The sequence below is a fragment of the Pseudomonas sp. 22072 genome, from assembly GCF_052046095.1.
GTDB lineage: Bacteria > Pseudomonadota > Gammaproteobacteria > Pseudomonadales > Pseudomonadaceae > Aquipseudomonas > Aquipseudomonas paracarnis.
In genome coordinates this window covers 237207-263408 of record NZ_JBQEQE010000005.1, presented here as the reverse complement: position 1 = coordinate 263408, position 26202 = coordinate 237207, and the positions used below count along the sequence as shown (strand labels likewise).

At 60.4% G+C, this 26202-nt stretch carries 27 protein-coding genes; 15 read left to right on the top strand and 12 right to left on the bottom strand.

Features of this window, described 5'->3' with window-relative positions; genetic code table 11:
- The first annotated feature begins 131 nt into the window (after positions 1-131).
- From moaC to moaE, 3 genes are read left to right on the top strand one after another with little or no spacing between them, the layout of a single operon-like run.
- On the top strand, positions 132-605 hold the full coding sequence (gene moaC, locus ACTJLA_RS07890; RefSeq protein WP_034128701.1) for a cyclic pyranopterin monophosphate synthase MoaC: 474 nt from the start codon (positions 132-134) through the stop codon (positions 603-605).
- Positions 602-844 (top strand): molybdopterin converting factor subunit 1, encoded by a 243-nt coding sequence (moaD, locus tag ACTJLA_RS07885; protein ID WP_032903342.1) that lies wholly within the window; start codon positions 602-604, stop codon positions 842-844. Before moaC ends, moaD begins: the two co-directional genes overlap by 4 nt.
- 2 nt (positions 845-846) lie before the next feature.
- Entirely contained in the window at positions 847-1296 is a 450-nt protein-coding gene (gene moaE, locus ACTJLA_RS07880) for a molybdopterin synthase catalytic subunit MoaE (protein WP_054921052.1), read from the top strand.
- A gap of 128 nt (positions 1297-1424) precedes the next feature.
- Here moaE and rhlB read toward each other — a convergent pair whose 3' ends face one another.
- Both rhlB and ACTJLA_RS07870 read right to left on the bottom strand, forming a co-directional pair.
- Entirely contained in the window at positions 1425-2891 is a 1467-nt protein-coding gene (gene rhlB / locus ACTJLA_RS07875) for an ATP-dependent RNA helicase RhlB (protein WP_034128699.1), read from the bottom strand.
- Positions 2892-2986: 95 nt separating this feature from the next.
- Positions 2987-3643 carry an alpha/beta hydrolase gene (locus ACTJLA_RS07870; protein ID WP_054921054.1) on the bottom strand — a complete coding sequence of 219 codons (657 nt, stop codon included), beginning with the start codon at positions 3641-3643 and terminating at the stop codon, positions 2987-2989.
- Between the two features lie 346 nt (positions 3644-3989).
- Here ACTJLA_RS07870 and ACTJLA_RS07865 point away from each other — a divergent pair, with 346 nt between their 5' ends.
- From ACTJLA_RS07865 to ACTJLA_RS07850, 4 genes are all read left to right on the top strand, one after another.
- On the top strand, positions 3990-5021 hold the full coding sequence (locus tag ACTJLA_RS07865; RefSeq protein ID WP_034128697.1) for an amino acid ABC transporter substrate-binding protein: 1032 nt from the start codon (positions 3990-3992) through the stop codon (positions 5019-5021).
- Between the two features lie 72 nt (positions 5022-5093).
- Positions 5094-6275, top strand: coding sequence for an amino acid ABC transporter permease (locus ACTJLA_RS07860; protein ID WP_105225837.1), 1182 nt, complete (start codon positions 5094-5096; stop codon positions 6273-6275).
- Positions 6276-6285: 10 nt separating this feature from the next.
- Positions 6286-7383: an amino acid ABC transporter permease gene (locus ACTJLA_RS07855; RefSeq protein ID WP_314547840.1), complete on the top strand. Its 1098-nt coding sequence runs from the start codon at positions 6286-6288 to the stop codon at positions 7381-7383.
- A 10-nt stretch (positions 7384-7393) separates the two neighbouring features.
- A complete protein-coding gene (locus ACTJLA_RS07850) occupies positions 7394-8158 on the top strand; it encodes an amino acid ABC transporter ATP-binding protein (protein WP_010444394.1) in 765 nt (254 codons plus the stop codon).
- A 61-nt stretch (positions 8159-8219) separates the two neighbouring features.
- On the opposite strand, the gene ACTJLA_RS07845 is transcribed toward ACTJLA_RS07850, so the two are convergent.
- Positions 8220-8708 carry a type II toxin-antitoxin system MqsA family antitoxin gene (locus ACTJLA_RS07845; protein ID WP_105225838.1) on the bottom strand — a complete coding sequence of 163 codons (489 nt, stop codon included), beginning with the start codon at positions 8706-8708 and terminating at the stop codon, positions 8220-8222.
- Positions 8705-9016, bottom strand: coding sequence for a type II toxin-antitoxin system MqsR family toxin (locus tag ACTJLA_RS07840; protein WP_054897719.1), 312 nt, complete (start codon positions 9014-9016; stop codon positions 8705-8707). Before ACTJLA_RS07840 ends, ACTJLA_RS07845 begins: the two co-directional genes overlap by 4 nt.
- A 159-nt stretch (positions 9017-9175) precedes the next feature.
- Here ACTJLA_RS07840 and ACTJLA_RS07835 point away from each other — a divergent pair, with 159 nt between their 5' ends.
- Both ACTJLA_RS07835 and ACTJLA_RS07830 read left to right on the top strand, forming a co-directional pair.
- Positions 9176-9835 (top strand): FadR/GntR family transcriptional regulator, encoded by a 660-nt coding sequence (locus tag ACTJLA_RS07835; RefSeq protein WP_314547853.1) that lies wholly within the window; start codon positions 9176-9178, stop codon positions 9833-9835.
- Positions 9825-11090 (top strand): CynX/NimT family MFS transporter, encoded by a 1266-nt coding sequence (locus ACTJLA_RS07830; protein ID WP_057976154.1) that lies wholly within the window; start codon positions 9825-9827, stop codon positions 11088-11090. Before ACTJLA_RS07835 ends, ACTJLA_RS07830 begins: the two co-directional genes overlap by 11 nt.
- Here ACTJLA_RS07830 and ACTJLA_RS07825 read toward each other — a convergent pair.
- The 8 genes from ACTJLA_RS07825 to ACTJLA_RS07790 form a co-directional block, all read right to left on the bottom strand.
- The gene (locus tag ACTJLA_RS07825; RefSeq protein ID WP_034128692.1) at positions 11087-11731 is read right to left on the bottom strand and encodes a DUF1120 domain-containing protein; all 645 of its coding nucleotides are present in this window, start codon (positions 11729-11731) and stop codon (positions 11087-11089) included. The genes ACTJLA_RS07830 and ACTJLA_RS07825 overlap by 4 nt on opposite strands.
- An 11-nt stretch (positions 11732-11742) precedes the next feature.
- Positions 11743-12882 (bottom strand): DUF1120 domain-containing protein, encoded by a 1140-nt coding sequence (locus ACTJLA_RS07820; protein ID WP_198848418.1) that lies wholly within the window; start codon positions 12880-12882, stop codon positions 11743-11745.
- Between the two features lie 11 nt (positions 12883-12893).
- Positions 12894-15308, bottom strand: a complete 2415-nt coding sequence (locus ACTJLA_RS07815) for a fimbria/pilus outer membrane usher protein (protein ID WP_440840954.1) — start codon at positions 15306-15308, stop codon at positions 12894-12896.
- Positions 15309-15446: 138 nt separating this feature from the next.
- Positions 15447-16151 (bottom strand): fimbria/pilus chaperone family protein, encoded by a 705-nt coding sequence (locus tag ACTJLA_RS07810; protein ID WP_197901194.1) that lies wholly within the window; start codon positions 16149-16151, stop codon positions 15447-15449.
- A 31-nt stretch (positions 16152-16182) separates the two neighbouring features.
- Positions 16183-16812, bottom strand: a complete 630-nt coding sequence (locus tag ACTJLA_RS07805; protein ID WP_314547864.1) for a DUF1120 domain-containing protein — start codon at positions 16810-16812, stop codon at positions 16183-16185.
- A gap of 80 nt (positions 16813-16892) precedes the next feature.
- Positions 16893-17516, bottom strand: coding sequence for a DUF1120 domain-containing protein (locus tag ACTJLA_RS07800; protein WP_054897725.1), 624 nt, complete (start codon positions 17514-17516; stop codon positions 16893-16895).
- Between the two features lie 12 nt (positions 17517-17528).
- Positions 17529-18143, bottom strand: a complete 615-nt coding sequence (locus ACTJLA_RS07795) for a DUF1120 domain-containing protein (protein WP_057976150.1) — start codon at positions 18141-18143, stop codon at positions 17529-17531.
- Positions 18144-18177: 34 nt separating this feature from the next.
- On the bottom strand, positions 18178-18933 hold the full coding sequence (locus tag ACTJLA_RS07790; RefSeq protein WP_314547868.1) for a DUF1120 domain-containing protein: 756 nt from the start codon (positions 18931-18933) through the stop codon (positions 18178-18180).
- 269 nt (positions 18934-19202) lie between these two features.
- On the opposite strand from ACTJLA_RS07790, the gene ACTJLA_RS07785 reads away from it, so the two are divergent.
- From ACTJLA_RS07785 to dacB, 6 genes are all read left to right on the top strand, one after another.
- Entirely contained in the window at positions 19203-20021 is an 819-nt protein-coding gene (locus ACTJLA_RS07785; RefSeq protein ID WP_314547871.1) for a response regulator, read from the top strand.
- Positions 20022-20217: 196 nt separating this feature from the next.
- Positions 20218-20853: a response regulator transcription factor gene (locus ACTJLA_RS07780; protein WP_034128686.1), complete on the top strand. Its 636-nt coding sequence runs from the start codon at positions 20218-20220 to the stop codon at positions 20851-20853.
- 422 nt (positions 20854-21275) lie between these two features.
- Entirely contained in the window at positions 21276-21746 is a 471-nt protein-coding gene (locus tag ACTJLA_RS07775) for a nuclear transport factor 2 family protein (RefSeq protein ID WP_314547874.1), read from the top strand.
- 37 nt (positions 21747-21783) lie between these two features.
- The gene (locus tag ACTJLA_RS07770; RefSeq protein ID WP_314547876.1) at positions 21784-22089 is read left to right on the top strand and encodes a GIY-YIG nuclease family protein; all 306 of its coding nucleotides are present in this window, start codon (positions 21784-21786) and stop codon (positions 22087-22089) included.
- A gap of 83 nt (positions 22090-22172) precedes the next feature.
- Positions 22173-24587, top strand: coding sequence for a TonB-dependent receptor (locus ACTJLA_RS07765; protein WP_314547878.1), 2415 nt, complete (start codon positions 22173-22175; stop codon positions 24585-24587).
- Between the two features lie 157 nt (positions 24588-24744).
- On the top strand, positions 24745-26202 hold the full coding sequence (dacB, locus tag ACTJLA_RS07760) for a D-alanyl-D-alanine carboxypeptidase/D-alanyl-D-alanine endopeptidase (RefSeq protein WP_314547880.1): 1458 nt from the start codon (positions 24745-24747) through the stop codon (positions 26200-26202).

Sequence of the window (26202 nt, the reverse complement as noted above, 5' to 3'; positions counted from 1 at the left end):
TGCACCCTGGGTAAACGCGGCGCCTGAGAGTTTTTCGCGAGCAAGCTCGCTCCTACAGGATGGGATAAACAGCCCTGCGCAAATTTTGACCCACAGGTTTACAATCGCTGCTCCTGATCAGGAGTATCCCTGTGCTGACTCATCTCGATTCCCAAGGTCGCGCCCATATGGTCGACGTCACCGAAAAAGCCGTGACGTTCCGTGAGGCGGTGGCCGAAGCGCGGGTGCGCATGTTGCCCGCCACTCTGCAAATGATTGTTGACGGCGCCCACCCCAAGGGCGACGTGTTTGCCGTGGCCCGCATTGCCGGGATTCAGGCGGCGAAAAAAACCAGCGACTTGATCCCCTTATGCCATCCGTTGATGCTGACCGGCGTCAAGGTGGAGCTGCGCGCCGACGGCGTAGACGCTGTGCATATCCTCGCGCGCTGCAAGCTCTCCGGCCAGACCGGCGTTGAGATGGAAGCCCTGACCGCCGCCAGCGTCGCGGCACTGACGATCTACGACATGTGCAAGGCGGTGGATCGCGGCATGACCATTGAGAGTATTCGCCTGCTGGAAAAACTGGGCGGTAAGAGCGGGCATTTCAAGGCGGATGAACAATGAGTATCAACGTACTGTTTTTTGCGCGCTACGCCGAAGCGGTGGGTTTCGACTCGCTGGAGATGGAAGGTGAGTTTGCCAGTGTTGATGCCGTGCGCCTCGCGCTAGCTGCTGACCCGGAATTCGCCGTGCTCAACGAAGCGAGCCTGATGTGTGCGCGCAACGAGGAGTTGTGCAGCCTGGACGAGCCGGTGCAAGCCGGCGATGAAGTCGCCTTCTTCCCACCCGTGACCGGAGGCTGACCATGGCCATTCGTGTGCAGGTCGAAGCCTTTGATCCCGGTGCCGAAGTCAACGCCATGCACGCGGCCAACGTGGGCGTGGGCGCGGTGGTGAGCTTTGTCGGCTATGTACGCGACTTCAATGAGGGGCGCGACGTGTCAGGGATGTTCCTGGAACACTACCCCGGCATGACCGAAAAGGCCCTGGGCAAGATCGCTGTGGAAGCCGAGCAGCGTTGGCCGTTGCTCAAGCTGGAGGTGCTGCACCGTATCGGCGCGCTGGAGCCGGGCGAGCCGATTGTGTTTGTCGGCGCGGCCAGTGCGCATCGGCAGGCAGCGTTTGATGCCTGTGCATTTGTGATGGATTACTTGAAGACGCGGGCGCCGTTCTGGAAGAAGGAAAACACCAGTGAGGGGCCGCGTTGGGTAGAAGGGCGCAGCAGTGACCACGCCGCAGCGGATCGTTGGAAGTAGCCAGCCAGACGCTGAAACCCATGTGGGAGCTGGCTTGCCTGCGATAGCATCACCTCGGCGTGACTGAAAANCGCAGGCAAGCCAGCTCCCACACAAGCCCGCTCCCACATTTTTTACCGCATTTCAGCTCAAGGGCGTTTGCGTTCTACAGCGCGCAACAAATGCGTCGGCGGCGTCTCACAGCTGATCTTGCGCCCCAGCAACGCCTCGATGGACGGCAACTGGTACGAGTCATCTTCGCCCGCAAAGCTGATCGACACACCCGCAGCCCCAGCACGCCCGGTACGGCCGATGCGGTGCACGTAGTCGTCCGGTACTTCCGGCAGGGTGAAGTTGATCACGTGGCTGATGCCGTCGATGTGAATACCGCGACCGGCTACATCGGTAGCCACCAGCACGCGGATCTTGCCTTCACGGAAGCCTTCCAGGGTCTTGATGCGCTTGTGCTGCGGCACATCACCCGACAGTTGCGCAGCGTTGACGCCGTCGCGCACCAGGCGTTCTTCGATGCGGCGCACTTCGTCCTTGCGGTTGGCGAATACCATCACGCGCTCCCAACCGTTGTCGTTGACGAGGTTGTAGAGCAGCTTGTACTTGTCGGCACCGGCGACGGCGTAGATATGCTGCTCGACGTTTTCGCTGGCAACGTTGAGTGCTTCGATCTCGACGATGGATGGGTCGGTGGTCCACTGCTTGGCGAGGTTCATCACGTCTTCGGTGAAAGTCGCGGAGAACAGCAGGGTCTGGCGCTCGGTTTTCGGCGGCGTCTGACGAATGATCTGGCGTACTTGCGGGATAAAGCCCATGTCGAGCATGCGGTCGGCTTCGTCCAGCACCATCACTTCGACCATGTCCAGGTGCACGTCGCCACGCTGATTGAAGTCGAGCAGGCGGCCCGGGGTGGCGACGAGGATGTCGCAATGACGGGCTTCGAGGTGCTTGAGTTGCTTGTCGAAGTCCATGCCGCCCACAAACGTCATGACGTTGAGGCCGGTGTACTTGGTCAGGTCGGCGGCGTCCTTGGCGATCTGCACCACCAGCTCCCGGGTCGGGGCGATGATCAGCGCGCGCGGTTCACCCATGTAGCGTTCCTTGGGCGGCGGCGTTTGCAACAGCTGGGTGATGATCGAGATCAGGAACGCGGCGGTCTTGCCGGTGCCGGTCTGGGCACGGCCGATGGCGTCTTTGCCCGCGAGGGTGAAGCCCAGCACTTGTGCCTGGATGGGCGTGCAGTACGGGAAACCCAGGTCCTGGATGGCGTGCATCAGTTCCGGGGCCAGTTTGAAATCGTGGAAGCGGGTTTTGCCTTCCTGGGGTTCGACGACGAAGTCTTCGAGTTTCCAGGGGGTCACGGGCGGTTTGGGCGCACGTTCGCGACGGGGCTTGGCCACAGGCGCCGGGGCGGGTGCGGCAGGCTTTACCTGTTCAGGCGGCGTCACCGTGGTTTTGTTCGGTGAGGCGGCGGGCGCGTTCCGGCCGGGCTGTTGACCGTCATTGCGGTTGCCGGGCTTGGGGGCAGGAGCACTGGGAACAGGCGCGAGCGGCTCAGCCTCGCTTTTGCCGAACATCTTCTTGAGTGCTTTGAGCACGGTCATCTCATTAATTGATTAAGGAATGTACGCCGGCCAGTGTAATGCAAGAATCGGGCGCGGCGTAGTGCGTCTGTCATACGGCTACATAAACACGGGATTCAGCGCAGGCGTTCAGTCAGCCAGGTGCCTATATCGTGTATCTCTTGGGGTAACACTTCGTGGCCCATTGGGTATTCCTGCCATGTCACGGTGACACCACGGCCCTTCAAATGCTCGTAGGCGCTGCGGCCCATGGCGTTCTGCACCACTTCGTCGTACTGGCCATGCAGGCAGAGCGTGGGGATGCGTTGCTGGCTGGCGGATAATTCCAGGTCATTATCGAAGGTTGGCGCATAGGTGGAGAGGGCGATCACACCGCCCAAGGGCCCCTCCCATTTCTTGAACGCGGTGTGGAAAACCACCGCGCCACCTTGAGAAAAACCGGCGAGGAAAATTCGCGAGGTGTCTATTCCGGTTCTCTGTTGCGCCTCAATCAGGTCTGTGACCATTTTTGCCGACGCTTCCAGTTCTTCCAGGCTGATCGAACGGGCCGGGCTCATGGCCTTGATGTCGTACCAGCTCGGCATCTCGTAGCCACCGTTAATCGTCACCGGACGCGTGGGCGCCTGGGGCAAAACGAAGCGGGTGGTCAGCAGGGTTTCCTGCAGGGCTTCGGCCACCGGCAGGAAGTCGTAGCGATCGGCGCCCAGGCCATGCAACCAGATAACGCAGGCGTCTGCGGGCTTGGCGGGCTGAAGAATCAAGGGTTCGGTCATGTCTGCTCCATAGATGTGCGGGCGCTCCGATGAGGTGCGTCGGAACGGTGCGCGACAGGTTGATCTGTTAAGAGAATGTCGCAAGGTTGAATCTTTTGCCATCGAAGCGCAGTTACAGCCACTCGGCCAAGACTCTGGTACGCGCCTTGCTATGTGTAGCTCGATGTCAGAACTCTCCCAGGGCGGTAACACTATCAGTGACTGCCGCTCGTGGGAAAGCAACTGGAATTACCGCAAAAACCTCATGCTGCTTGGCCCCAAAAAAAACCAACACGGGTCGATATCGCCTCATAAGGGTGCGCTGAGGTTGGAGCTCCGACACAACAAGAGCAATTGGAGGTTTGTAATGAAGGTATTGAAATCCACCCTGGCCATCGTCTCTGCGGCGGCTGTACTGGGTGTCAGTGGTTTTGCCCAGGCGGGCGCCACCCTGGACGCCGTGCAGAAGAAAGGCTTTGTGCAGTGCGGTGTGAGTGACGGCCTGCCGGGTTTCTCGGTGCCGGATGCCAGCGGCAAGATCCTCGGGATCGACGCTGACTATTGCCGCGCTGTGGCGGCTGCCGTATTTGGCGATGCCACCAAGGTCAAGTTCAGCCAGTTGAACGCCAAGGAGCGTTTCACCGCGCTTCAGTCAGGCGAAGTCGACATCTTGTCGCGCAACACCACCATGACCAGCTCCCGCGATGCGGGCATGGGCCTGAAATTCCCGGGCTTCATTACCTACTACGACGGCATCGGCTTTCTGGTGAACAACAAGCTGGGCGTCAAGAGCGCCAAGGAACTGGACGGTGCGACCATCTGCATCCAGGCCGGTACCACCACCGAGCTGAACGTTTCCGACTATTTCCGCGCCAACAACCTCAAATACACCCCGATCACCTTCGACACCTCCGATGAAAGCGCCAAGTCGCTGGAGTCCGGGCGTTGCGACGTGCTGACGTCCGACAAATCCCAGCTGTTCGCCCAGCGCAGCAAGCTGGCTTCGCCGAAAGACTACGTGGTGCTGCCGGAAACCATTTCCAAGGAGCCCCTGGGCCCGGTCGTGCGTAACGGTGATGATGAGTGGCTGGCCATCGTGCGCTGGGTTGGCTACGCCATGCTCAACGCTGAAGAGGCCGGTGTGACCTCCAAGAACGTCGAAGCTGAAGCCAAGGCCACCAAGAACCCGGACGTTGCGCGTCTGCTCGGTGCCGACGGCGAATACGGTAAAGACCTGAAAGTGAAGAAGGACTGGGTGGTACAGATCGTCAAGCAAGTGGGTAACTACGGCGAGATGTTCGAGCGCAACCTGGGCAAGAGCACGCCGCTGGAAATCGACCGTGGCCTGAACGCCCTGTGGAACAACGGCGGCATTCAATACGCACCCCCTGTGCGCTGATCGCTGATGGTTCTGTCACCCGGTAGGCCAACTGCCGGGTGATGTTCTGTTCCATTATTTTCGGGGCACTTCATGCAAAATCAAATCGGCGCACCCAAGCAGAAGCTCAGCTTCAGCGACCCCAAAGTGCGTGCGTGGCTGTTCCAGATCATCACGATCGTGGCGGTGGTCTCGCTGGGCTGGTACCTGTTCCATAACACCCAGACCAACCTGCAACACCGGGGCATCACCTCGGGTTTCGACTTTCTTGAGCGCAGTGCCGGTTTCGGCATCGCGCAGCACTTGATCGACTACACCGAATCGGACAGCTATGCCCGGGTGTTTGTCATCGGCCTGCTCAACACTTTGCTGGTGACTGTCATCGGTGTGGTGCTGGCAACCCTGCTCGGCTTCATCATCGGCGTGGCACGCTTGTCGCCCAACTGGATGATCAACAAGCTGGCGACGGTGTACGTGGAGGTATTCCGCAACATTCCGCCGCTGTTGCAAATCCTGTTCTGGTACTTCGCGGTGTTCCTGACCATGCCAGGGCCGCGCAACAGCCATAACTTCGGTGACACCTTCTTTGTCAGCAGCCGTGGCTTGAACATGCCGGCAGCGCTGGCGTCCGATGGGTTCTGGCCGTTTGTCGCCAGCCTGGCGGTCGCCATCGTTGCCATCGTGCTGATGACCCGCTGGGCCAACAAGCGCTTTGAAGCGACGGGGGTTCCTTTCCATAAATTCTGGGCGGGCCTGGCGCTGCTGGTGGTGATCCCGGCGTTGTGCGTGTTGATCTTCGGTACGCCATTGCATTGGGAAATGCCCAAGCTTGCGGGCTTCAATTTTGTCGGTGGCTGGGTGCTGATCCCGGAACTGCTGGCGTTGACCTTGGCGCTGACGGTGTACACGGCGGCATTTATTGCCGAGATCGTGCGCTCGGGCATCAAGTCCGTGAGCCATGGCCAGACCGAAGCGGCACGTTCACTGGGCCTGCGCCCGGGGCCGACGCTGCGCAAGGTCATCATCCCGCAAGCGTTGCGCGTGATCATTCCGCCGCTGACCAGCCAATACCTCAACCTGGCGAAAAACTCGTCGTTGGCCGCCGGTATCGGTTATCCGGAAATGGTTTCGCTGTTTGCCGGCACGGTGCTCAACCAGACCGGCCAGGCCATTGAAGTCATTGCCATCACCATGAGCGTGTACCTGGCGATCAGCATCAGCATTTCCCTGCTGATGAACTGGTACAACAAGCGCATTGCGCTGATCGAGCGGTGAGGACACACCCATGACTACGCATACGTTCAAACCTGACATGCCACCGCCGAGCAAAGTCTTCGGGCCGGTGGCCTGGATGCGCGCCAACTTGTTCTCGAGCTGGCTCAATACACTGCTGACCTTGCTGGCGATCTACCTGGTGTACCTGGTGGTGCCACCGATCCTGCACTGGGCCATCCTCGATGCCAACTGGGTGGGCACCACCCGCGCCGATTGCACCAAGGAGGGCGCCTGTTGGGTATTTATCCAACAGCGCTTCGGGCAGTTCATGTATGGCTATTACCCCGTCGAGCTGCGCTGGCGCGTGGACATGACGGTATGGCTGGCCATCGTGGGCGTGGCGCCGTTGTTCATCTCGCGTTTCCCACGCAAGGCGATCTATGGCCTGGGCTTTTTGGTGCTGTACCCGATCATTGCCTACTGCTTGCTGCATGGCGGCGTGTTCGGGCTGAGCAACGTGGCGACCAGCCAATGGGGCGGCTTGATGCTGACCCTGGTTATCGCCACGGTGGGCATCGCCGGCGCCTTGCCGCTGGGCATTGTGCTGGCGCTGGGGCGGCGTTCGAACATGCCGGCCATTCGGGTGGTCTGCGTGACCTTCATCGAGTTCTGGCGCGGCGTGCCGTTGATCACCGTGCTGTTCATGTCTTCGGTGATGCTGCCGCTGTTCCTGCCTGAAGGCATGAACTTCGACAAGCTGCTGCGGGCGCTGATCGGTGTGATCCTGTTCCAGTCGGCCTATGTGGCCGAAGTGGTGCGCGGTGGTTTGCAGGCGATTCCCAAGGGCCAATACGAAGCCGCTGCGGCGATGGGTCTGGGCTACTGGCGCAGCATGGGCCTGGTGATCCTGCCGCAAGCCTTGAAGATGGTGATCCCTGGGATCGTCAACACCTTCATTGCCCTGTTCAAGGACACCAGCCTTGTGATCATCATCGGCCTGTTCGACCTGCTCAACAGCGTCAAGCAAGCCGCCGCCGACCCAAAATGGCTGGGCATGGCTACCGAAGGCTATGTGTTCGCCGCCCTGGTGTTCTGGATTTTCTGTTTTGGTATGTCGCGCTATTCCATGCATCTGGAACGCAAGCTCGACACTGGCCACAAGCGTTAGGAGTTTTTTGATGAGCGAAGCAATCAAACAGCCTGTGAGCCCTGAAGGCATTATCCAGATGCAGGGCGTCAACAAGTGGTACGGCCAGTTCCACGTGTTGAAAGACATCAACCTCAACGTCAAGCAGGGCGAGCGTATCGTGCTGTGCGGCCCGTCGGGCTCGGGCAAGTCCACCACCATCCGCTGCCTCAACCGCCTGGAAGAGCACCAGCAAGGCCGCATTGTGGTCGATGGGGTGGAGCTGACCAACGACCTCAAGCAGATCGAAGCGATCCGCCGCGAAGTCGGTATGGTGTTCCAGCACTTCAATCTGTTCCCGCATTTGACCATCCTGCAAAACTGCACGCTGGCGCCGATGTGGGTGCGCAAGATGCCCAAGCGCAAGGCCGAGGAAATAGCCATGCACTACCTGGAGCGTGTGCGCATTCCGGAGCAGGCCCACAAGTTTCCCGGGCAGCTTTCAGGTGGTCAGCAACAGCGTGTGGCGATTGCCCGCGCGCTGTGCATGAAGCCCAAAATCATGTTGTTCGACGAGCCGACATCGGCGCTGGACCCGGAGATGGTCAAAGAGGTACTGGACACCATGATCGGCCTGGCCGAAGACGGCATGACCATGTTGTGCGTGACCCACGAAATGGGCTTTGCCCGCACAGTGGCCAATCGCGTGATCTTCATGGACAAGGGCGAGATCGTCGAGCAGGCGGCGCCGAATGACTTCTTTGATAACCCGCAGAATGAGCGGACCAAGTTGTTCTTGAGCCAGATACTGCATTGATGGAAGGTTAAAAAACAAACCCGGCCTGGAGCCGGGTTTGTTTTTTGCCTGTTGATCTGCATCAGGATGCTTGGGCCGCACGTTGTTGCTGATCTTTTGCAATGAGCAGGCGATTGAGGTCTTCTCCGACATTGAGCGCCTCGATCTCGGCCAGCAGATGCGGATGCTTATCCAGTAGGCGCATGAGTGTAAACAATGGTTCAGGAGGGAAAACCTCAGCCCTTTCGTAGCGAGAAAATGAGTTTTGCCCGCGCACAGTCAACAGCTTCACTGCCTCCTTCTGAGTGAGGTGCAGTTTGCGACGGATTCGCTTCATTTCAGCCGCGATGACTTTTCTGCCATCAATCAATAATTGGTCACTGGCATCGGAATAACGCTCTGCGCTGTCATCGTCATGATCGAATTCGATTTCCTTACAAACCTGGCATTCCCAGCCCGCGATGTTTGGAATGTCGCGCATCATGCCGCGTGTGTTGATGGTGAAGGTGCGACCTGCGAAATACTGCATTCCATCATGGGTTCCGCAATTTACGCATTGTTGGGTTTTCATAAGGTTTTCTCCTTGAAGGAGATTACGGGAGCTTCGCCGCCTGGGCGGTGAGTCACCTTGATGTAAATCTCCGTACCGTACATCTTGATCAGATAGACGTCCTGCCATATCCGGTGGTCTGCATAGGTTGTCATCGATTTGTACAACATTCGCGTTTCAAGGGCGCAGACCGCCAACCGCATCTGGCCGATGCTCAATTCAAGTTGACGAGCGCTCTCCCGCGCAGTTGCCGTAAAGGCTCTGTGGCCCAGCCGGATGACTTGCGCCTTGATCAAGGCCAGATCGTAATGAGGTGTGTACTTTTCCATAAGACACCTGAGTCCAATAATTACCCTCTGAGGGTAATTTTACCAATCGAAAATACTGCTCCTTTCCCTGCCTAAAAACCCTAGTGCGTTGCCTTTGTAGGCGACTCCTAATAGGCTGTAGGAAAATTCATCCTATGATTGGACGAAAACGTAAAGCCCATGACAGACATTGCCCCGCTGATCAAACGCTCCCTGGTTGACCAGGCGCTGGAACAACTGCGTCTGCGCATTGCCCAGGGTGCGTGGGCCGTTGGCGAACGCCTGCCCACCGAGCCCGAACTGTGCGCCGAACTGGGGATCAGCCGTAACACCGTGCGTGAAGCCATGCGCGTGTTGGCATTCTCCGGGTTGATCGAAATCCGCCAGGGCGACGGCAGTTATTTGCGCTCGATGACCGACCCGTTGGGCACGATGCGTGCGTTGTCTCATTGCACCCTGGGGCAGGCGCAGGAGACGCGGCAGATTCTGGAAGTGGAGGCCATCGGCCTTGCTGCTCAACGCCGTACTGCAAGTGACCTGCGAGCATTGCGCACAGCGCTGGATACCAGCGCCGCGCTGTATCAGGGCGACCTCGAGGCCTATATCAGCACCGACCTGGCGTTTCACCAACGCTTGGTGGACGCCGCACACAACCCGGCCTTGAGTGAGCTGTATCAGTATTTCTCCGCTATCGTCGGCGCGCAGTTGCGCCAGACCCTGAACCTTTCACCGCGTCGCCAGGCCGTGTTCGACTTGCACGTTGCCCTGCTTGACGCCGTGGAACAGCAAGACCCCGAACGTGCCAAATCCCTCTGCCGGCAGTTGATCAATGAACCCTGAAACCCAACACACACCCGAACTTGAAGAGTTGTTGATTGACGCCGAGGCCGATGATGACGTGGTGCAACACAACCACCCGCTGGTGAGCCGGCCCTGGTTGCTTTTGCTGGGCCTGATCCTGGTGGCGCTCAACTTGCGCCCGGCCTTGTCGAGCCTGTCGCCGCTGTTGGCCGACGTCTCCAGCAGCCTGGGCCTGTCGGCGGCCCAAGCCGGTTTACTGACCACCCTGCCGGTGTTGTGCCTGGGCCTGTTCGCGCCCATGGCGCCGATCCTGGCCCGACGCTTTGGGGCTGAGCGGGTGGTGTTCGGCATCTTGCTGACCCTGGCTGGCGGGATCATCCTGCGCAGTTCATTCGGGGAAGTGGGCCTGTTTGCCGGCAGCCTGATCGCCGGCGCCAGCATTGGCATCATCGGCGTATTGCTGCCGGGTATCGTCAAGCGCGACTTCGCCGCACGCGCGGGCGCCATGACCGGCGTCTACACCATGGCCCTGTGCTTGGGCGCCGCATTGGCGGCAGGGGCCACGGTACCCTTGAGTCATTACTTCGGCGACAGTTGGCCCCTTGGTCTGGGGTTCTGGATTCTGCCAGCGCTGTTGGCGGCGTTGTTCTGGTTGCCGCAAGTCGGGCAGAAGCACGGCGCACACCGCGTCGCTTACCGTGTGAAGGGGCTACTGCGTGACCCGTTGGCCTGGCAAGTGACCTTGTACATGGGCCTGCAATCGTCCCTGGCCTACATCGTGTTCGGCTGGTTGCCGTCGATCCTGATCGGCCGTGGCCTGAGTGCCACAGAGGCGGGATTGGCGTTGTCCGGCTCGATCATTGTGCAGTTGTTCAGTTCCCTGGCCGCGCCATGGCTGGCTACCCGTGGCAAGGACCAGCGCCTGGCGATCGTGGTGGTGATGCTGCTGACCCTCGGCGGCCTGTTCGGCTGCCTGTATGCGCCGCTGGACGGTTTGTGGGGTTGGGCGATTCTGCTCGGTCTGGGGCAGGGCGGTACCTTCAGCCTGGCGCTGACCTTGATTGTGCTGCGCTCGCGTGACGCTCACGTAGCCGCCAACCTGTCGAGCATGGCCCAGGGGATCGGTTATACCCTGGCGTCCCTTGGCCCTTTCGCTGTGGGCGTGGTGCATGACTGGACCGGCGGCTGGACGGCCATCGGCTGGATCTTCGCAGTGATCGGCCTCGGCGCCATCGTGGCGGGCCTGGGCGCCGGACGTGCGCGCTACGTGCACGTCACCTGTGAGAAGGTCTAGAGATAAACCACTTCCAGCGTGGCCGAACCGTCAATCGGGGTTTGCGTGCTCAAGTCCAGATTCTTGCGAGCATTGATCACGGTCTGCACCGTGACGTGGCTGCCTATTATGCCAATGGCGGTGGGGCCGCTGACGCTGCCCTCGATCGACGTAAAGCCCAGGTAGCTGCGGGAACCGATGTCGATGGGGTTGAGGTTGGACGTGCGCCATGCCAGCCCCCCGGTGGTGGATTCGGTGCCGTAGAGTTGCCCGTTGTTGCTGGCCTGGGTCTGCCGAGGATCGAAGGTCATGGAGTAGACGCCCAGGGGCGTGCCGTTGCTGTCGAACCCCAGCCCGTAGTAAATCTCGCTTTCGACCAGGGTCGAGTCGCTGCGGTTGTCTTGCATGCGCAGGGCATAACGTACCGGGCCGGTACACGCCATGCCGAAGAACAGGGTCTTGGCGGGTAGACGGGTGCGAGTTTCCAGGTTCAAGTCTTGTTGAGATATTTTGCCGTAGTCAATCAGGCCGCCGTTTGACAGTTGCGGCAGGCACGCGGCGGGCGTGACCAGCCCCTGGACGCTGAGGTCCACCGTCGAGGCCGCCAGCGCCGCCTGAGTGCTGGTCAATAATAGAAGGCTGCAAAGGGCAGGAATTTTCATGGTACGCACTCCTACAAGTAAATGATTTCGAGGGTGCCGGACCCATTGATACGCACGACATCGCGCAGATCCAGCGATTGGGTGGGGGCCAGGTACGTCTTGATGCGCATCGTGCCGGTCAGGACCTGTATGGCGAGCGGGCCCGTAGTCACGCCGGTCTTGTCGGTAAAGCCCATGAGGCTGTTGGCAGCCATGGGGATCTGCCGCGCAGTGGAACTGCTCCAGGCTGCGCCATTGCTGGTGGAGTCGGTGCGGTACAGCGTGGACACGCTGTCGGCGCTGAATTCCGCTGGGTCGACCGTCAGGTAGAAACGTCCGATTTTGTTGTTGCCGGCGTCCAGGTCCAGGCCATAGGCCGTTTCATCGGTGCCGCCGGTGGCTGAGCCATCGCGATTGTCTTTCATGCGCAGGCCGAAGCGGGCCGGAGCATCGCAGGTCACGCTCAGGCGTACGGTGCGCGTCGGTAGCGGTGTTTCGTGGGTGGCACTCAGATCCTTGGCGTACAGCGTGCCGTAGTCCACGACGCCCTGGTCCGACAGTGTCGGTTGGCAGGCGGTCGGCGCGAAGTGGGCGCGCAACGTGAGGTCGCGGTAACGCCCGCTTGCGCTGTGGTACATCATCCCGCTGACTTCCCAGGTGGTGGCGTCGCGTACCTGGGTGGCGGCCGGGTCGGCCCAGGCGCGCAGAGTCAACTGCAATGCCAGGGTTTTCCCCTGCAACACCGTGCCCTGGTGCAGCGGCGCGATGCCATGGTCGGGCCGCCATTCCAGCACGCTGGCGCTGCTCACCGGCGCCTGGCCTGCGCCGGGTAACAAGCCCAGTTCCACCGCCCGGCCGTCGAGCACGGCGTTGCCGACTTCTATGGCATAGCTGCCGTTGGGAGTGAATTGCAGACGTTGCGCGGAGGCGGCGGTGCCGCGATAAAACAGGCTCAGGTCCTGGGCCTGGGGGCAGGTGAACGTCAGGCTCAAACGGCGCTCGCCGAGCAGGCGTTGCGGCGCGCTGTCGCTTTGCGCCAGGCGACTCATCAAGCCCAAATCCACCAGCGGTTCGCTGAGGTTGAATTGGCATTCCTCAAAGGCTTGAGCAGTGCCGGCAAACGCGAGCAATAACCCCAGGCTCACGTAGCGCAAACAGATTGCAGGGGGCATGGCAGTAGTCCTCATGGTGTGTGGCAACGAGCAGGTGCGGTTTCGAAATACACCGTGGGGTCGGCTTTTGCCGGCAGTTGGTAGCGCAATTCACAGCGTTTGCCTTGCGAGGTGGTGATCCACAGCGCTCCTTGGTCCAGCACATTGGGCAGGAACACCTGGCTGGCGTCCTGCACCAAGGTGATGAACTCACCTGTGTTCGTCGTAACGGACGCTCCCACGGGCATGGGGTTTCCATGATCGTCGCTGACGGTGAGCAGCATGCGGCGGGTCAGGCCCACGCCGAACTCGACCCGATCGACAGCGCCACGCCCGGCCGAGATCATGGCCAGGCCATTGTTGATATCGGCGTTGCGCGGTAGAGAGCGGGTCTGCACTTCCACTGGGCTGCGCCCGTAGGCGGCCACCTGCGACACCACGGCCTGGCCTTGCCAGTCGGTCCAGACCGGGCCACTGGGGGTGCTGAGTTTGATGCCGCTCATGTCGCCGACGGATACCAGAGCGAAGGTGTCGCGCACCGGGTAGGGGGTAAATGTCATGCCGTCGCCATGCACGACCACACCGCCGCGGGCGCCGCCCTGGTAGCTCGAACGCTCGGCATCGGAGCGGCTGTAGCTCAAGTCGAGTTGGGTATAGCGTGGCAATGCCGAAATGCCCACGCTGGTTTCCACCTCATGGTCACTGCTGTCGTGTTCGGCGCTGACGCGGTAGCTCAGTTGGTCGTCAAGCTGTTCGGTCAGGCCCAGACCGGTACGGTTTTGGCCGCCGGAGTTGCGCACCCAACTGCGCACCCGGCGGCTTTCGCCCAACGGCACGCTGACAGTGAGGTAGACCGCGTTGTCCTGTTGCTGGCGTCCGCCCATCTGCCACTCGGCGCTGGCCGATAACGAGACTGCGCCAATGCTCGTGCCCCACGCTGCGAGCGCGCGGCTGCTGCTGTTGCCCTCGAAGGTACTCGAACGTGAAACGCCGGCGCTGAATGCGCCCAGCTGCGGATGTGACCACCCCAGGTTGATACTTTGTTGGTCGCGATAGCGTGAGTTGCGCTGACTGCCGTCGCGCTCGTAGGTGCTTTCCTCCAGTTCGCGGTAGCCGCTGCTGCGCCAGGAGTTGGCGGCGCTGAACGACCATCGCTCGCTCAGGCGCTGTGACCAGGAAAGATCGGTCTGCACGCCCGAGACTTTTTCCCACGACTGGGTGTTGGACAATTGGGTAGACACCTGGATCTGACTGTCCAGCCACGGCAGCCAGCCCAGGCTGGCGCCCGCCGAGCGATACTCGCCGGTCGCCAGCACGCCACTGCCCAGGGTCAGTTGCGGATGCAAGTTCCCGGTCCAACCGGCGCTGACCACCCACGGCGCCTCTGCCTCGGCCCCGCCGACGTTACGTACGCGCCCCGCTGCGACCGAATAGCCGGGTGCAGGCAGGCCGAGACCGAGCATGGCGGCGGGTACGGTGAAACGTCGTTCCCCGCCGACACTTTCCTTGACCGTGACTTCGACGTCCGAGCGCGTATTCAGGCGACGTACATCGTTCAGCACAAACGGCCCGGCAGGCACCACGGTGGAGTGAATCAGCGCGCCGTTCTGGCGCACTTCTACCTGTGCCGGGCTGTTGGCGATCCCCTGGATTTGCGCGCTCTGGCCTTGCTCCTGAAGGGCGTGCTCGGTCAGCACCTGGACGCCGGTGATTTGTGCGCCGGACAACACCGGGTTATAGAGGTTGATCTGCCCGGCCTGCAGCACTGCCTGATGGCTGGCGAAGGTCCGTTGCGCGTAGGCCTCCAAGTGGGTGCTGCGCGATAAGCCATCCTGCCAGGTCTGCACTTGGCGGCTGCGCACGATCCAGTCGCCGGCGTTGAAGCCGACTTCGGTGTTGGCTGAACCAAACCGGCTGGCGTCTTCGCCAAAGCGGTTGTAGAACCCGCTCAGGTCGTAGTTGAGCATCCCGGCAAACCCGCCGGTCTGGTAGCCCGAGATGTCCTGTTGCACGGGGCGCAGTGCTTCGGTGGGCACGACCAGTGCCAACGTCAGTGTCGACGGGTCCGGTTCCACCAGGCTTTGCGGATACCGCACGAGCAAATCCTGACAACCCACGGGTTCAGCGGGTATCACCAGGTTGGCGGCGTCCAGCAACGCACGGTCCAGGCAGGGGTTGCCCTGTTGATCGAAACTGACCTCCAGGCGTCCCCGGCGCAGGCCATTGACCCGCAGGTTGACGCTATGACGGCCGGCGGCAAAGCGCGGTGTTGCCAGCAGCAGGCTGGCCAACTGTGGATCGATGCCGCGCTGATGCAAGGTCTGGGCGTCGAAGCCTGCGGGGCTGGTGTCGTCGGCCCACGCCTTGTCCGGCATAAGCGCATACAGCAGCAACACCAGCGGCAAGGCTGGGCGAATGGGCACGGCTTCGCCGTCACGGTAACTCAATACTGTTTTCACGCAAGGTACTCGCTTAGTGAACGCACAGCCCTCATTGGGTTCGGGGCTTTGGGCGTTCTGGTGACGGTCGATAAGCCGTCACTTCGTTATCCAGGCGGCGGTCTTGGCGACGCCTGTGGTTTTCTGTCAGAGGGTGATGGGGGCGTCGTAGGCCTTGACCGCAAACCCGTACACAGTGGCCGGTTGCAGCCTCACCGTCTTGGCTTGGCCACCGCTGGCAGGCACGCTCAAGGCTTCACCTGGCAGCACGTAGGTGCGCGGCAGCATCGCCTTGCCGTCGCCGGGCAACAGCCGCAGCTCCTGGGCCAGGCGCACCACATAGGGCGTGTCATTACGCACCTGCAATTGGCCGTCGCGCAGGGTCCATGTCAGGCCGGTCCAGGGGCTGCGATTGGGTGCCAGGCCCTTGGGATGCACAATCACCGGCAGGTTCTGGCGCACGGTCACGCCCACGCGGGCATGACCGGCGGCAGTGGCTGCACGGCCCTGGGGCATGCCTTCGAACACGGCGCGTTTGAGCCGCTGGGTGAGCAACGGTTTTTGGTTTTGCAGAATAAAGCGCACCAACTGGGATTTGGACGCTTCGACTCGGGACAGCGGCGGCGTCACCACCAGCAGGGGTTCGGTGTCTTCCGGAATGTCCTGCAAGGTCACATGCAACAACGAGAGCTGATTGTCGGAGTTGGTCACCGAAACGGAAGCTTCACCATCGGCCTCGTGGACGATCACCACGGATGTGTCCGGGACCATGCCGTCAGCCTTTGCTTGGTTGCCGAATATCAGCAGCAGGGCAATAAGGCCGAACGCGGTGTTTGAGCATGTCATCGTCATGATGGGTTTTCCATTAGGCGAAATGAGTGGGTCAGAGGTAACGCAAATCCAGAACGATGGAGCCGTCGAGGGGCACTTCCTGATTCAGGGTCAGGTACTGCGAAAAGTTGATGGCGGTGTCCACTTGAAGCTGGACCCTCAACTGGCTGATGAAGTCGGGTTGACGGTCGCCCGTCGGGGCAAAGGCCATATAGGATCGCGGGTAGCCATTGGGCTCGGGCGTCCAGCTCTCGCCGCTGTTGGTGGAGGCCAGGACTTGCATGGCCTGGGAGTCCCCCACTGGGTTGCGGTACGACAACGCCACGGAGCCGAGGCGTTCGTCCGGTGCATGGATGTTCCTGCCCAGCCCATAGAAATAATCCGGTGCCAGGGAAGACTCCGCACGATTGTCGATACCCACCAGCGCAAACAGCATGGGCCTGGCGCATTGCACCTGCAGTTCGAGTTGCCGGCTGGGCAGCACGGTGAATTCGTCGACAAGGAGGGTGTGTGCGGGGATCTTTCCGTGGTCGACGAAACCTTCATCCGACAGCTCGATATAGCAGGCATCCGGTGTCACACGACCGGTTACCGTAAGGTCGACAGCGGTGCCCGCACTGGCCTTGGCCGCAGCGCACAGGGATAACCACAACACGGCAAGGCAACGGGTGAACTTAGTCATCGATTCATCACTGGCACAGGTGAACACAGCCCACGGCGAAGCCCATGCCCATCAAGGATGAGGGCATGGGGCGCCATGGGTCAGAGGTACTTCACTTCAAGGGTGGCGGAGCCGTCGATGGTCACTTCGTTGCTCAGGTCCAGGCCGTCGGCGCGGTGAATTGCAGTGCTTACACCCACATCAACGCTCAAGTCCTTGACCGCCAGGGGCAGGGTAAGGTCCTCCATTGAGGCAACTGACATGTACAGGCCTGGGTCCAGGAACTTCTCTTTGAACCAGGTCTGGCCCTGGTCAGTGGAACCGATCGTCTGCACTACAACGCCATCATCGGCGACCGGGTTGCTCAAGGTGAGGTAGTAGTAACCCAGTTTCTGGGTATCGTTGATAAAACCCAGGCCAAAGTACGAGCTGTCCATGCTGGAACTTGCACGGTTATCGATCGGGTGCAGGGCAAACTGAATCGGAGCGTCACAGTTGACCGTCATCGTCAGGGTGCGTTTATCCAGATATGTTGCGTCGTCCAGATTCAGATCCTTGGCGGAAATCTTGCCGTGGTCGACCACGCCACCACCGGACAAGCTGGGTGTGCAAGCGCTGGGCACGATCAGCCCCTTGACGGTCAGGTCAACGGACGATGCAGCGAAGGTTGTCGCCGAGCCGAGCAGCAATACGCCGGCGGCCAGGGTGGTCAATCGGGTTTTCATCGTAGGGACTCCTTAAAGGTAATTGACTTGTACGGTGGCGTGACCGTCGATAGGGACTTCGTCGGTCAACGTCAGGTTGTTGGCAGGTGCGATGTGGGTGATCAGGCGGATCTCGGCGTCCAGTTCCTGAACTGCAATCGGTATCACGTCGTCGCTGTGGGCGATCGCCGTCAGCAAGGTATGGCTGAGCATCACCGAAGGCATCCAGGTCACGCCGCCATCCCTTGAGGTGATGGTGCGCACGGAGACGCCGTCGGCCACGGGCATATAGAGACCCAGCCCGGCATCGCCGACTTTTTCATCACTGGGTGTGGTGCCCAGCCCATGCCAGCTGAAGTGGCTGGCGGCGGTGCCTGAACGGTTGTCGATGGTGTTGAGGGTGAAGTACGTCGGCCCGTCGCAGCGCACACTCAACAGCATGGTTTCTCTGGGCAGATCGGTGTAGGTGTCGGTGTTGAGGTCCTTGACCGACACCTTGCCGAAGTCCACAGTCCCGCCGCCGGCGATGACTGGTGAGCAAGCGCTGGGGGTGATGCTGCCGCGTACGAGCAAGTCTGTGTTGCTGGCGGCGAATGCTGTCGGGCTGAGGAGCAAGGCGCCTATCAGGCCGGATGCAAAAACATTCATGTCAGTGAATCTCCTTGGGCATGGGGCAGAGGCGTTATAGGTATTTGACTTCAAGCGTGGCGGACCCGTTGATTGGAACCTCTGTGGTCAGATCCATTCCTGCTGTCGGCGCGATGATGGTTGCCACCATGAGGTCTGCCAACACCTGCTGGACCGGGGTGGGTGCCCACCTGCCGGTGGTGTTGTCGCCAAACGAAGCGAGGTAGGAGGCTGGCCACATGTCACCCGGGAAACTTGCCCGCCAGGTGAGGCCGTTATCCGAGGACTCAATCATGGAGATCGCTGCGCCATCGGCGATCGGATTGCTTAAGGTCAGGGAGAAACTGCCTAATTTTTTTCCGCTGACCAAGCCCAGGCCATAGCTGTTCCTCGGATCGTGGGCGTCACCAACGTTATCAATGCCCTTCAGGGCTAGCAGGGTTGGCGCATCGCACGTGATGCCCAGTTGCAGGTTGTGACTTTTAAGCACGGTCCATCCATCCGGCCTCAAATCCTTGGCCGAAATTTTCCCGTGATCGACAATCCCGCCGCTTGAAAGGCTAGGCGCACAGGCGCTGGGCGTGATCAACCCTTTGACGGCCAGGTCCACGCTGCTGGCAGCGAATACCGATGAACTCATGGCGAGCAGCAGGGCACTGCTCAATAGGGCTACATGGCTCTTCATTTTTCTGTTTTTTCCATTGCAGGCTGGCAGATAGAGGTGCGTGCAACGCAACGCCCGCTTCGGTGTCGGCGGGTGGTTGTCGGTGCGACGGTCTCGATATTTTTTGCGGCTGCCGGGGAGTGGCAAGCCGTCCCTCTTTTGGGGTGGGGCACAATTTAGCGAGGAGCGTGCGCGGGGGAAATACAACTAATACGACATTGGCAGGGTGGATCGAATAGGGCAGTTCGCGTTTTTTCGTAGTTGTTGTATCGGCTTTAAGTCACTCAAAAGGTTATTGGTTTTGTGTCGATAGCATTCAAAGGAATGTGGCGATCGTTGCTGCCTAAGTAGGCCTCTATGGCTATTGCGCCAGTGCCGAAGGTTGCTGCCGTATCAATAGCTACGAAGAGGTACTGATGGGTTCGCTGTCAGGTTCAACCGCAGGCGCGAGCCGCAAATCGAGATCGCCTGTTACTCCCCCGCCTCACTGGCGGCAGTTGCATGTCCTGGTGGCGGAGGATCATTCAGCTCACCGTCTATTGCTGGGTTGCTTGCTGCGAAAACTCGGGTTGGACCATGAGCTGGTCGCCGACGGGTATCTCGGGCGAGTGGCTTATGCTTGTCGGCCCTTTGACCTGGTGATCACTGATTGCCAGATGCCCGTTATGGACGGTTACAGCATGGCCCGCGCCATTCGCCAATATGAGCACCACGTCGGCTTGAGGCGAGTGCCGATCATCGCGTTGACCGCCGACCTGCAAAACGACAGCCCCCAGCGCTGCCGCGACGCGGGCATGGATGCCTGGCTGCTCAAGCCTCTGACCCTGGAACAATTACGTGCCGTACTGGCGCGATGGCTCCCGAATGCCGATCACGTGCCCATCGGTGAGGAGCCTGTTGCGCGGGTTTCGGGGTGGCCCGCCCGCGCGAGCCTGGTCGCGACGTTTGGCAGTGAACAGGTGGTCAATCAACTGTTGGAAAATCTGCTGGTCGAGGCTTGGCAAGATCACGACCTGTTGGGCCGTGCCTGTGCCGCATTGAACGCATCATTGACCGCCGAACGCCTGCATCGATTGACGGGTAGCCTGGTATTTATAGGAGGAACAGGGCTTGAGTCCTGTGCCGTGAGGTTGATCGAGCAGGTTCAGCGCGATGGCGTGTCTGCGCACCAGGCGGAGTTGACATCGTTCCAGGCACGCTTGCGCACCTATCTGGATTATCTGTCCACTCTGTGAAAGGTGTTTACAGAGGGTTTAAGTTATTTGGAAGTCTAGTTTTTGCTGTAGGTGGTTTCCTATTATGTTGTAGTCCAAAAAATAGCCGCTACTAAACATTGGCTTCGGCTGCAAGTGGGTCTTTGTTAGTAGTTGTTGATGAGCGCTGACAGAGGTATTTTGCGCGGATTCAAGTTGCCACCATTCGTAGGTATCTATGCTTCGAGTAATTATTGCTGACGATCACCCTATTGTTCGAGTCGGGCAGAGAGTCGTGATTGAGGCGAATGGCAAGTGCAAGGTGGTCGGCGAAGCCGACGGCCCCGATCAATTGCTCGGGGTGTTGAGTACTACGGCATGTGATGTGCTGGTCACCGATTTTGCAATGCCGGGCGGTCAGCAAGCTGATGGCTACAGCCTGTTGAGCCTGTTGCGTCGTCAGTACCCGAACGTGCCGGTAATCCTGGTGACGATGTTCGCCAATGTTGCCACCTTGCGTGCCTCCTTCGCCCATGGTGCCAAGGCAGTGGTCGCCAAAAGTGCCTCTGCCAAGGAGTTGCCCCTGGCGATCAAAGCCGTGTGCGCGGGCCAGACCTTCGCCAGTGAATGCCTGCGGGTGCAACTGGTGGAGGCGGGGACAGGCAATCAGTCCCATGAGCCGCAGTTGTCCGGCAAGGAGAGCGAGGTGGTGCGTATGTTGGCCAGCGGCATGACTGTCAGCCAGATCGCGGCCAAGGTCCACCGGAGTATTTCCACTATCAGCAAACAGAAAAGTACAGCGATGCAGCGGCTGAGTATCTCTACCGATGTTGAACTGTTCGCCTATGCGCGTGCATCGGGGATGGTGCCTTAGAAAGTTGCAGTTTTATGACAGTGGTTTAACTAAAGGCCAAGTGCAGGATTCGTATTAGTTGTATGGGGCTGGTGCGCTAAGTGCTCTAACTTGTTGTTGGCGCCTGCTGGCATTAGTTGAGGGTTGTTTAAATTCCCGGTCAAATTAGTTGAGACGAAATACCCATTGGGCGGTGTACTTGCTTGTGCCCGTTTTACCGCGGGTTAATCGACCGTTAGTGATGCGACCCTGACGGAGGTCAGTTGCAACGCGCCTGCATTGATAGCCGTCAAGGCCGCGCGGCTAGTGTCCAAGTCCGCACTGCCGACCGCTGAAGAGATCCAGATCGACGGCAGCGCTATTTTTGTCATGAATGCCCATGGTCTTCGCGGCCTGTGCGGATTATCGTGCAGGCCTGACAATAATTGCTGCGGAACCTGCCCATGAGTGCTGCCCACGATGCTCTGATCCACCGCTTCTATGAGGCCTTTCAGCGCCTTGACGCCGAGGCCATGGCCGCTTGCTACACCGACGATGTGGTCTTCAGCGACCCGGCTTTCGGCGAACTGCGCGGGCGAGACGCCGGTGATATGTGGCGCATGCTTACCACGCGGGCCAAGGATTTTTCCCTGACGTTCGACCATGTGCGCAGCGATGACAGTACCGGCAGTGCCCATTGGGTGGCGACGTATTTGTTCAGCGCCACCGGCAATACCGTGGTCAACGATATCGGTGCGCGGTTCGTGTTCCGTGACGGCAAGATCTGTGAACACCACGACCACTTCGACCTGTGGCGTTGGTCGCGCCAGGCGTTGGGCCTCAAGGGCCTGTTGCTGGGTTGGTCGCCCGCGCTGAAAAACGCGGTACGTGTCCAGGCGCTCAAAGGCTTGAAGGCATTTCAGGCCGGGCGTTGATAAGCTTGGCGCTCTTCTGGTTTGCCGACATCGACTTGTGACTGATCCCTCTGAACCCAAACCCTGGTTCGTCTACCTGGTGCGTGCCGCCAATGGCTCGCTGTACTGCGGTATCAGCAATGACCCCGTGCGCCGGTTTGCCGCGCACCAAAGCGGCAAGGGCGCACGGTTTTTTCTGTCCAGCCCTGCCGTGGCCTTGGTCTATACCGAGCAATGTGCGAGCAAGGGCGAGGCGCTGCGTCAGGAGCGCTTGATCAAGAAATTGAAGAAGAGTGCCAAGGAGTGCCTGGCCGCGAGTGGCCTCGAGGGCGGCATACACAAAAATAGTTTCGAACCCATGTGAGGTAAACCTGCGCCCCATCCGTGTAGTGCTTGAAACTGCGATCTATTCGCATTAACAGCGTTTTCAACACGGGTTCTCAGAGCATGAAGTCGACGGCGGGCGGTTGGGTAAAACAGTGGCTGGGAGCTTCGGTCTTGGCAGTGTCGGGGCTGGCGTTGCTGCCCTTGAGCGTTGCGCGTGCGCAGGAGCAGCACAGCGCCCAGTTCAATTTTGCCCTGGCAGCCAAACCACTGCCCCAGGCCCTGAGCGAGTTCAGCCGGGTCACCGGCATCAGCGTGATCTATACCGATGAAGCGCCCTACGGTCTAAATGCCCCGGCGGTCAGTGGGCCGATGACGGCGAGCCAGGCGCTGCAACGCCTGCTGAGCCGATCCGGCTTCACGTTCCGCCAGATCGATGCCCGCACCCTGGCGCTGGAGCCGGTGCCAACCGACGGCGCCGTCAACCTCGGCGCTACCACCATCAGCGGCGCCAACCTCGCCCAGGACAGCACCAGCTACCAACCGCCGCCGACCAGCTCGGTAATGCGCTCCAATGGGTTGCTGTTGGAAACCCCACAAACCGTCAACGTAGTGCAGGCTCAAGTGCTGCGCGACCAGCAACCGCGCAACCTGGATGACGCGCTGGGCAATATCAGCGGTATCACCCAGACAAACACCCTCGGCAGCACCCAGGACGCGGTGATGTTGCGCGGCTTTGGCGACAACCGTAACGGCTCGATCATGAAGGACGGTATGCCAATGGTGCAGGGCCGTGCCTTGAACGCGACAGCCGAGCGCGTCGAAGTGCTCAAGGGCCCGTCGTCGCTGTTGTATGGCATCCAGGACCCAGGCGGTGTAGTCAATATCGTCAGCAAAAAGCCTGAGCTGGTGCAGTCCACCTCCCTGACCGCACGCGGTTCGACCTTCGGCAGCGGCAAGAACGGCAGCGGCGGCAACCTCGACACCACCGGGCCCCTGGGTGACAGCGGCCTGGCTTATCGCCTGATCGTCGACCATGAAGACGAAGATTACTGGCGCAACTACGGCACCCACCGCGAAACCCTGGTGGCGCCGTCCCTGGCCTGGTATGGCGACACCACCCAAGTGCTGCTGGCCTATGAGCACCGCGAATTTCTCGCGCCGTTCGACCGTGGCACCGCCATCGACCCCAAGACCAACCATCCGTTGAACATCCCCGCCACCCGCCGTCTGGATGAACCGTTCAACAATATGGAAGGGCGCTCCGATCTGTACCGCCTGACTGTCGATCATGATCTCAACGACGACTGGAAAGCCCACTTCGGTTACAGCTGGAACCGCGAGACCTACGACGCCAGCCAGGTGCGCGTGGTCAAGGTCAACACCAACGGTACCCTGACCCGCAGCATGGACGGCACTCAGGGCGCGCTGACCACCGACCGCTTCGCCACCGCCAGCCTCGAAGGCAAGGTAGATGTCGCGGGTATGCAGCACGACCTGGTGTTCGGCCTGGACGATGAGTACCGCAAGATCTACCGCGCCGACCTGATCCGCCAGGCACCGCGGGGCAGCTTTGATTACACCAACCCGGTATACGGCAACGAAGTCGCCGGTTCCAAAGTCAGCGCGCCGGACAGCAACCAGACCGATCTTTTGCGCAGCGATTCGCTGTTCTTCCAGGATGCCATCCACCTCAACGATCAATGGATTCTGGTCGGCGGTGCGCGCTACCAGATGTACGACCAATACGCCGGCAAAGGCGTGCCGTTCACCGCCAATACCGACGGCAATGGCCAGAAGTGGGTGCCTCGGGCCGGGTTGGTGTATCGCTACAGTGACGAATTGTCGTTCTACGGCAGCTACACCGAGTCGTTCAAACCCAACTCCACCATCGCGCCACTGGCCAATAAAACCGTGTTGAATGGCAGTTTGCAGCCGGAGGAATCCAAAGCCTGGGAGCTGGGTACCAAGTTCGACCTGCCGGGGCGTATCACCGCCAGCGCAGCGTTGTTCACCATCGATAAACGCAACGTGTTGGTGCAGGTAGGCGAGGGCCTGACCTCGGAGTACAGCGTGGCCGGCAAAGTGCGCTCCCGTGGTCTGGAGTTGGATGCCAGCGGCCAGCTGACGGATAGGTGGAGCCTGATCGGCAGCTATGCCTACACCGATGCCGAGGTCACCGAAGACCCCAAGCTCAAAGGCAACCGCCTGCAGAACGTGGCAAAAAGCACCGGCTCGCTGTCAGCGGTGTATGACTTCGGCAGCATCCTGGGCGGTGATCAACTGCGCGTCGGCGCCGGGGCGCGTTATGTCGGCGAGCGGGCAGGGGACGCGGCCAACAGTTTCGAGCTGCCCAGCTACACCGTGGCTGATGTGTTCGCCAGCTACGACACCAAGCTTGAGGGGCAAAAGGTCAAGTTCCAGCTCAACGTGAAAAACCTGTTCGACCGTACCTACTACACGTCCTCGGTGAATACGCAGTTTGTGTCCATGGGCGATGCGCGGCAGGTGTCGGTGTCCAGCACGCTTACCTTCTAACGCCATCCCTTTGTAGGAGCGAGCTTGCTCGCGAAAAACGTCAACGCTCACGCGGGCTGCCTGGTTCAGCGCGGTGACTGCGCGTTCTTCGCGAGCAAGCTCGCTCCTACAGTGTTAGCGTTGCCGTTATTGTTGATTTTGCGGGAACGGCACACTGATGCACTTTGGAAAATGGATACACACCGGCACTCTGCTGGTCGGCTTAAGCTTCTTGTTGGGCGGCTGCGCCAGCGTTTCACCGACTTCCACCCCGGCAAGCCTGGATAAGTTGTTAAGCGACCCGGCGCTGCACGGCGCTACCGTCTCGCTGATGGTGCGCGATGCCCGCAGTGGCGCCACGCTCTATCAGCACAACCCTCGTACCCGGCTGGTGCCGGCGTCCAATCTCAAATTGCTGACCACTGCCGCAGCGATGGATGTACTGGGACCGCAATACCGCTTCGCCACCCAACTGCTGAGCAACGGCATACGCCAGGGCGACCGCCTGACCGGCAATCTGTACCTGCGTGGCCTGGGTGACCCAAGCATTCAGTTTGCCGATTACCAGGCGCTGGCCGCGCAGTTGGCCAGCCAGGGCGTACGCCAGGTACAAGGCGATCTGGTGTTCGACGACACCTGGTTCGATGCCGAGCGATTGGGGGTGGATTGGTCCCATGACGATGAAACCACCTACTACGGCGCGCAGATTTCGGCGCTGACCGTGGCGCCCAATGCGGATTTTGATGCGGGCAGCGTACTGGTTACGGCCAAGGCGCCATTGCGGAACGGCTCGCCGGTGAGTGTCGATATTTTCCCGCCTACTGATTACCTGCAACTGAGCAACCGTGCCATGAGCGGACCGGGCAACAGCTATGGAATCAATCGCCGTCACGGCACCAACCTGTTGCAACTCAGCGGCGCAGTAGCGCCGGGAAAGCAGAGCCAGCAATTGGTCAGCGTCTGGGAGCCAACGCAACTGGTCGCGAATCTGTTTGAACAGGCCCTGGCGCAACAGGGCATTACCGTACTGGGGCGTCGGGTGATGGGCGGGGCAAGCCCGGCGGCGGTAACGGTGCTGGCCGAGCACCAATCGGCGCCGTTACAGGCGTTGATCACACCGCTGCTCAAGCTTTCGAACAACAATATGTCTGAAGCCTTGCTCAAGGCCATGGGGCGCAAGACGGCCAATAGCGGCACGGCAGCGGCGGGCGCTGTGGCGGTGGCCGGGTTCCTCAAGCGCCAGGGGCTGGACACCGCCACGTTCAACCAGGTCGACGGCTCCGGCCTGTCACGGCGCAACCTGGTGTCGTCGCAAACCCTCACCGACCTGCTGCTGGCCGCCAGCAAACAGCCGTGGTTCGACGCCTGGTACAACGCGCTGCCGATTGCCGGCAACACCGACCGCATGACCGGCGGCAGCCTGCGCTATCGCTTGCGCGACACGCAGGCGCAAAACAACCTGCACGCCAAGACCGGCTCCATGGGCGGCGTTTCGTCATTGAGTGGATACATCACCACTGCCGGCGGGCGCAAGCTGGTGTTCTCGATGCTGACCAACAACTACGTGGTAGCCGGCGCGCAGGTCAAGGCGTTGGAGGATCGCGTGGCCGTGGCGCTGGCGCGCAGCGACGAGTGA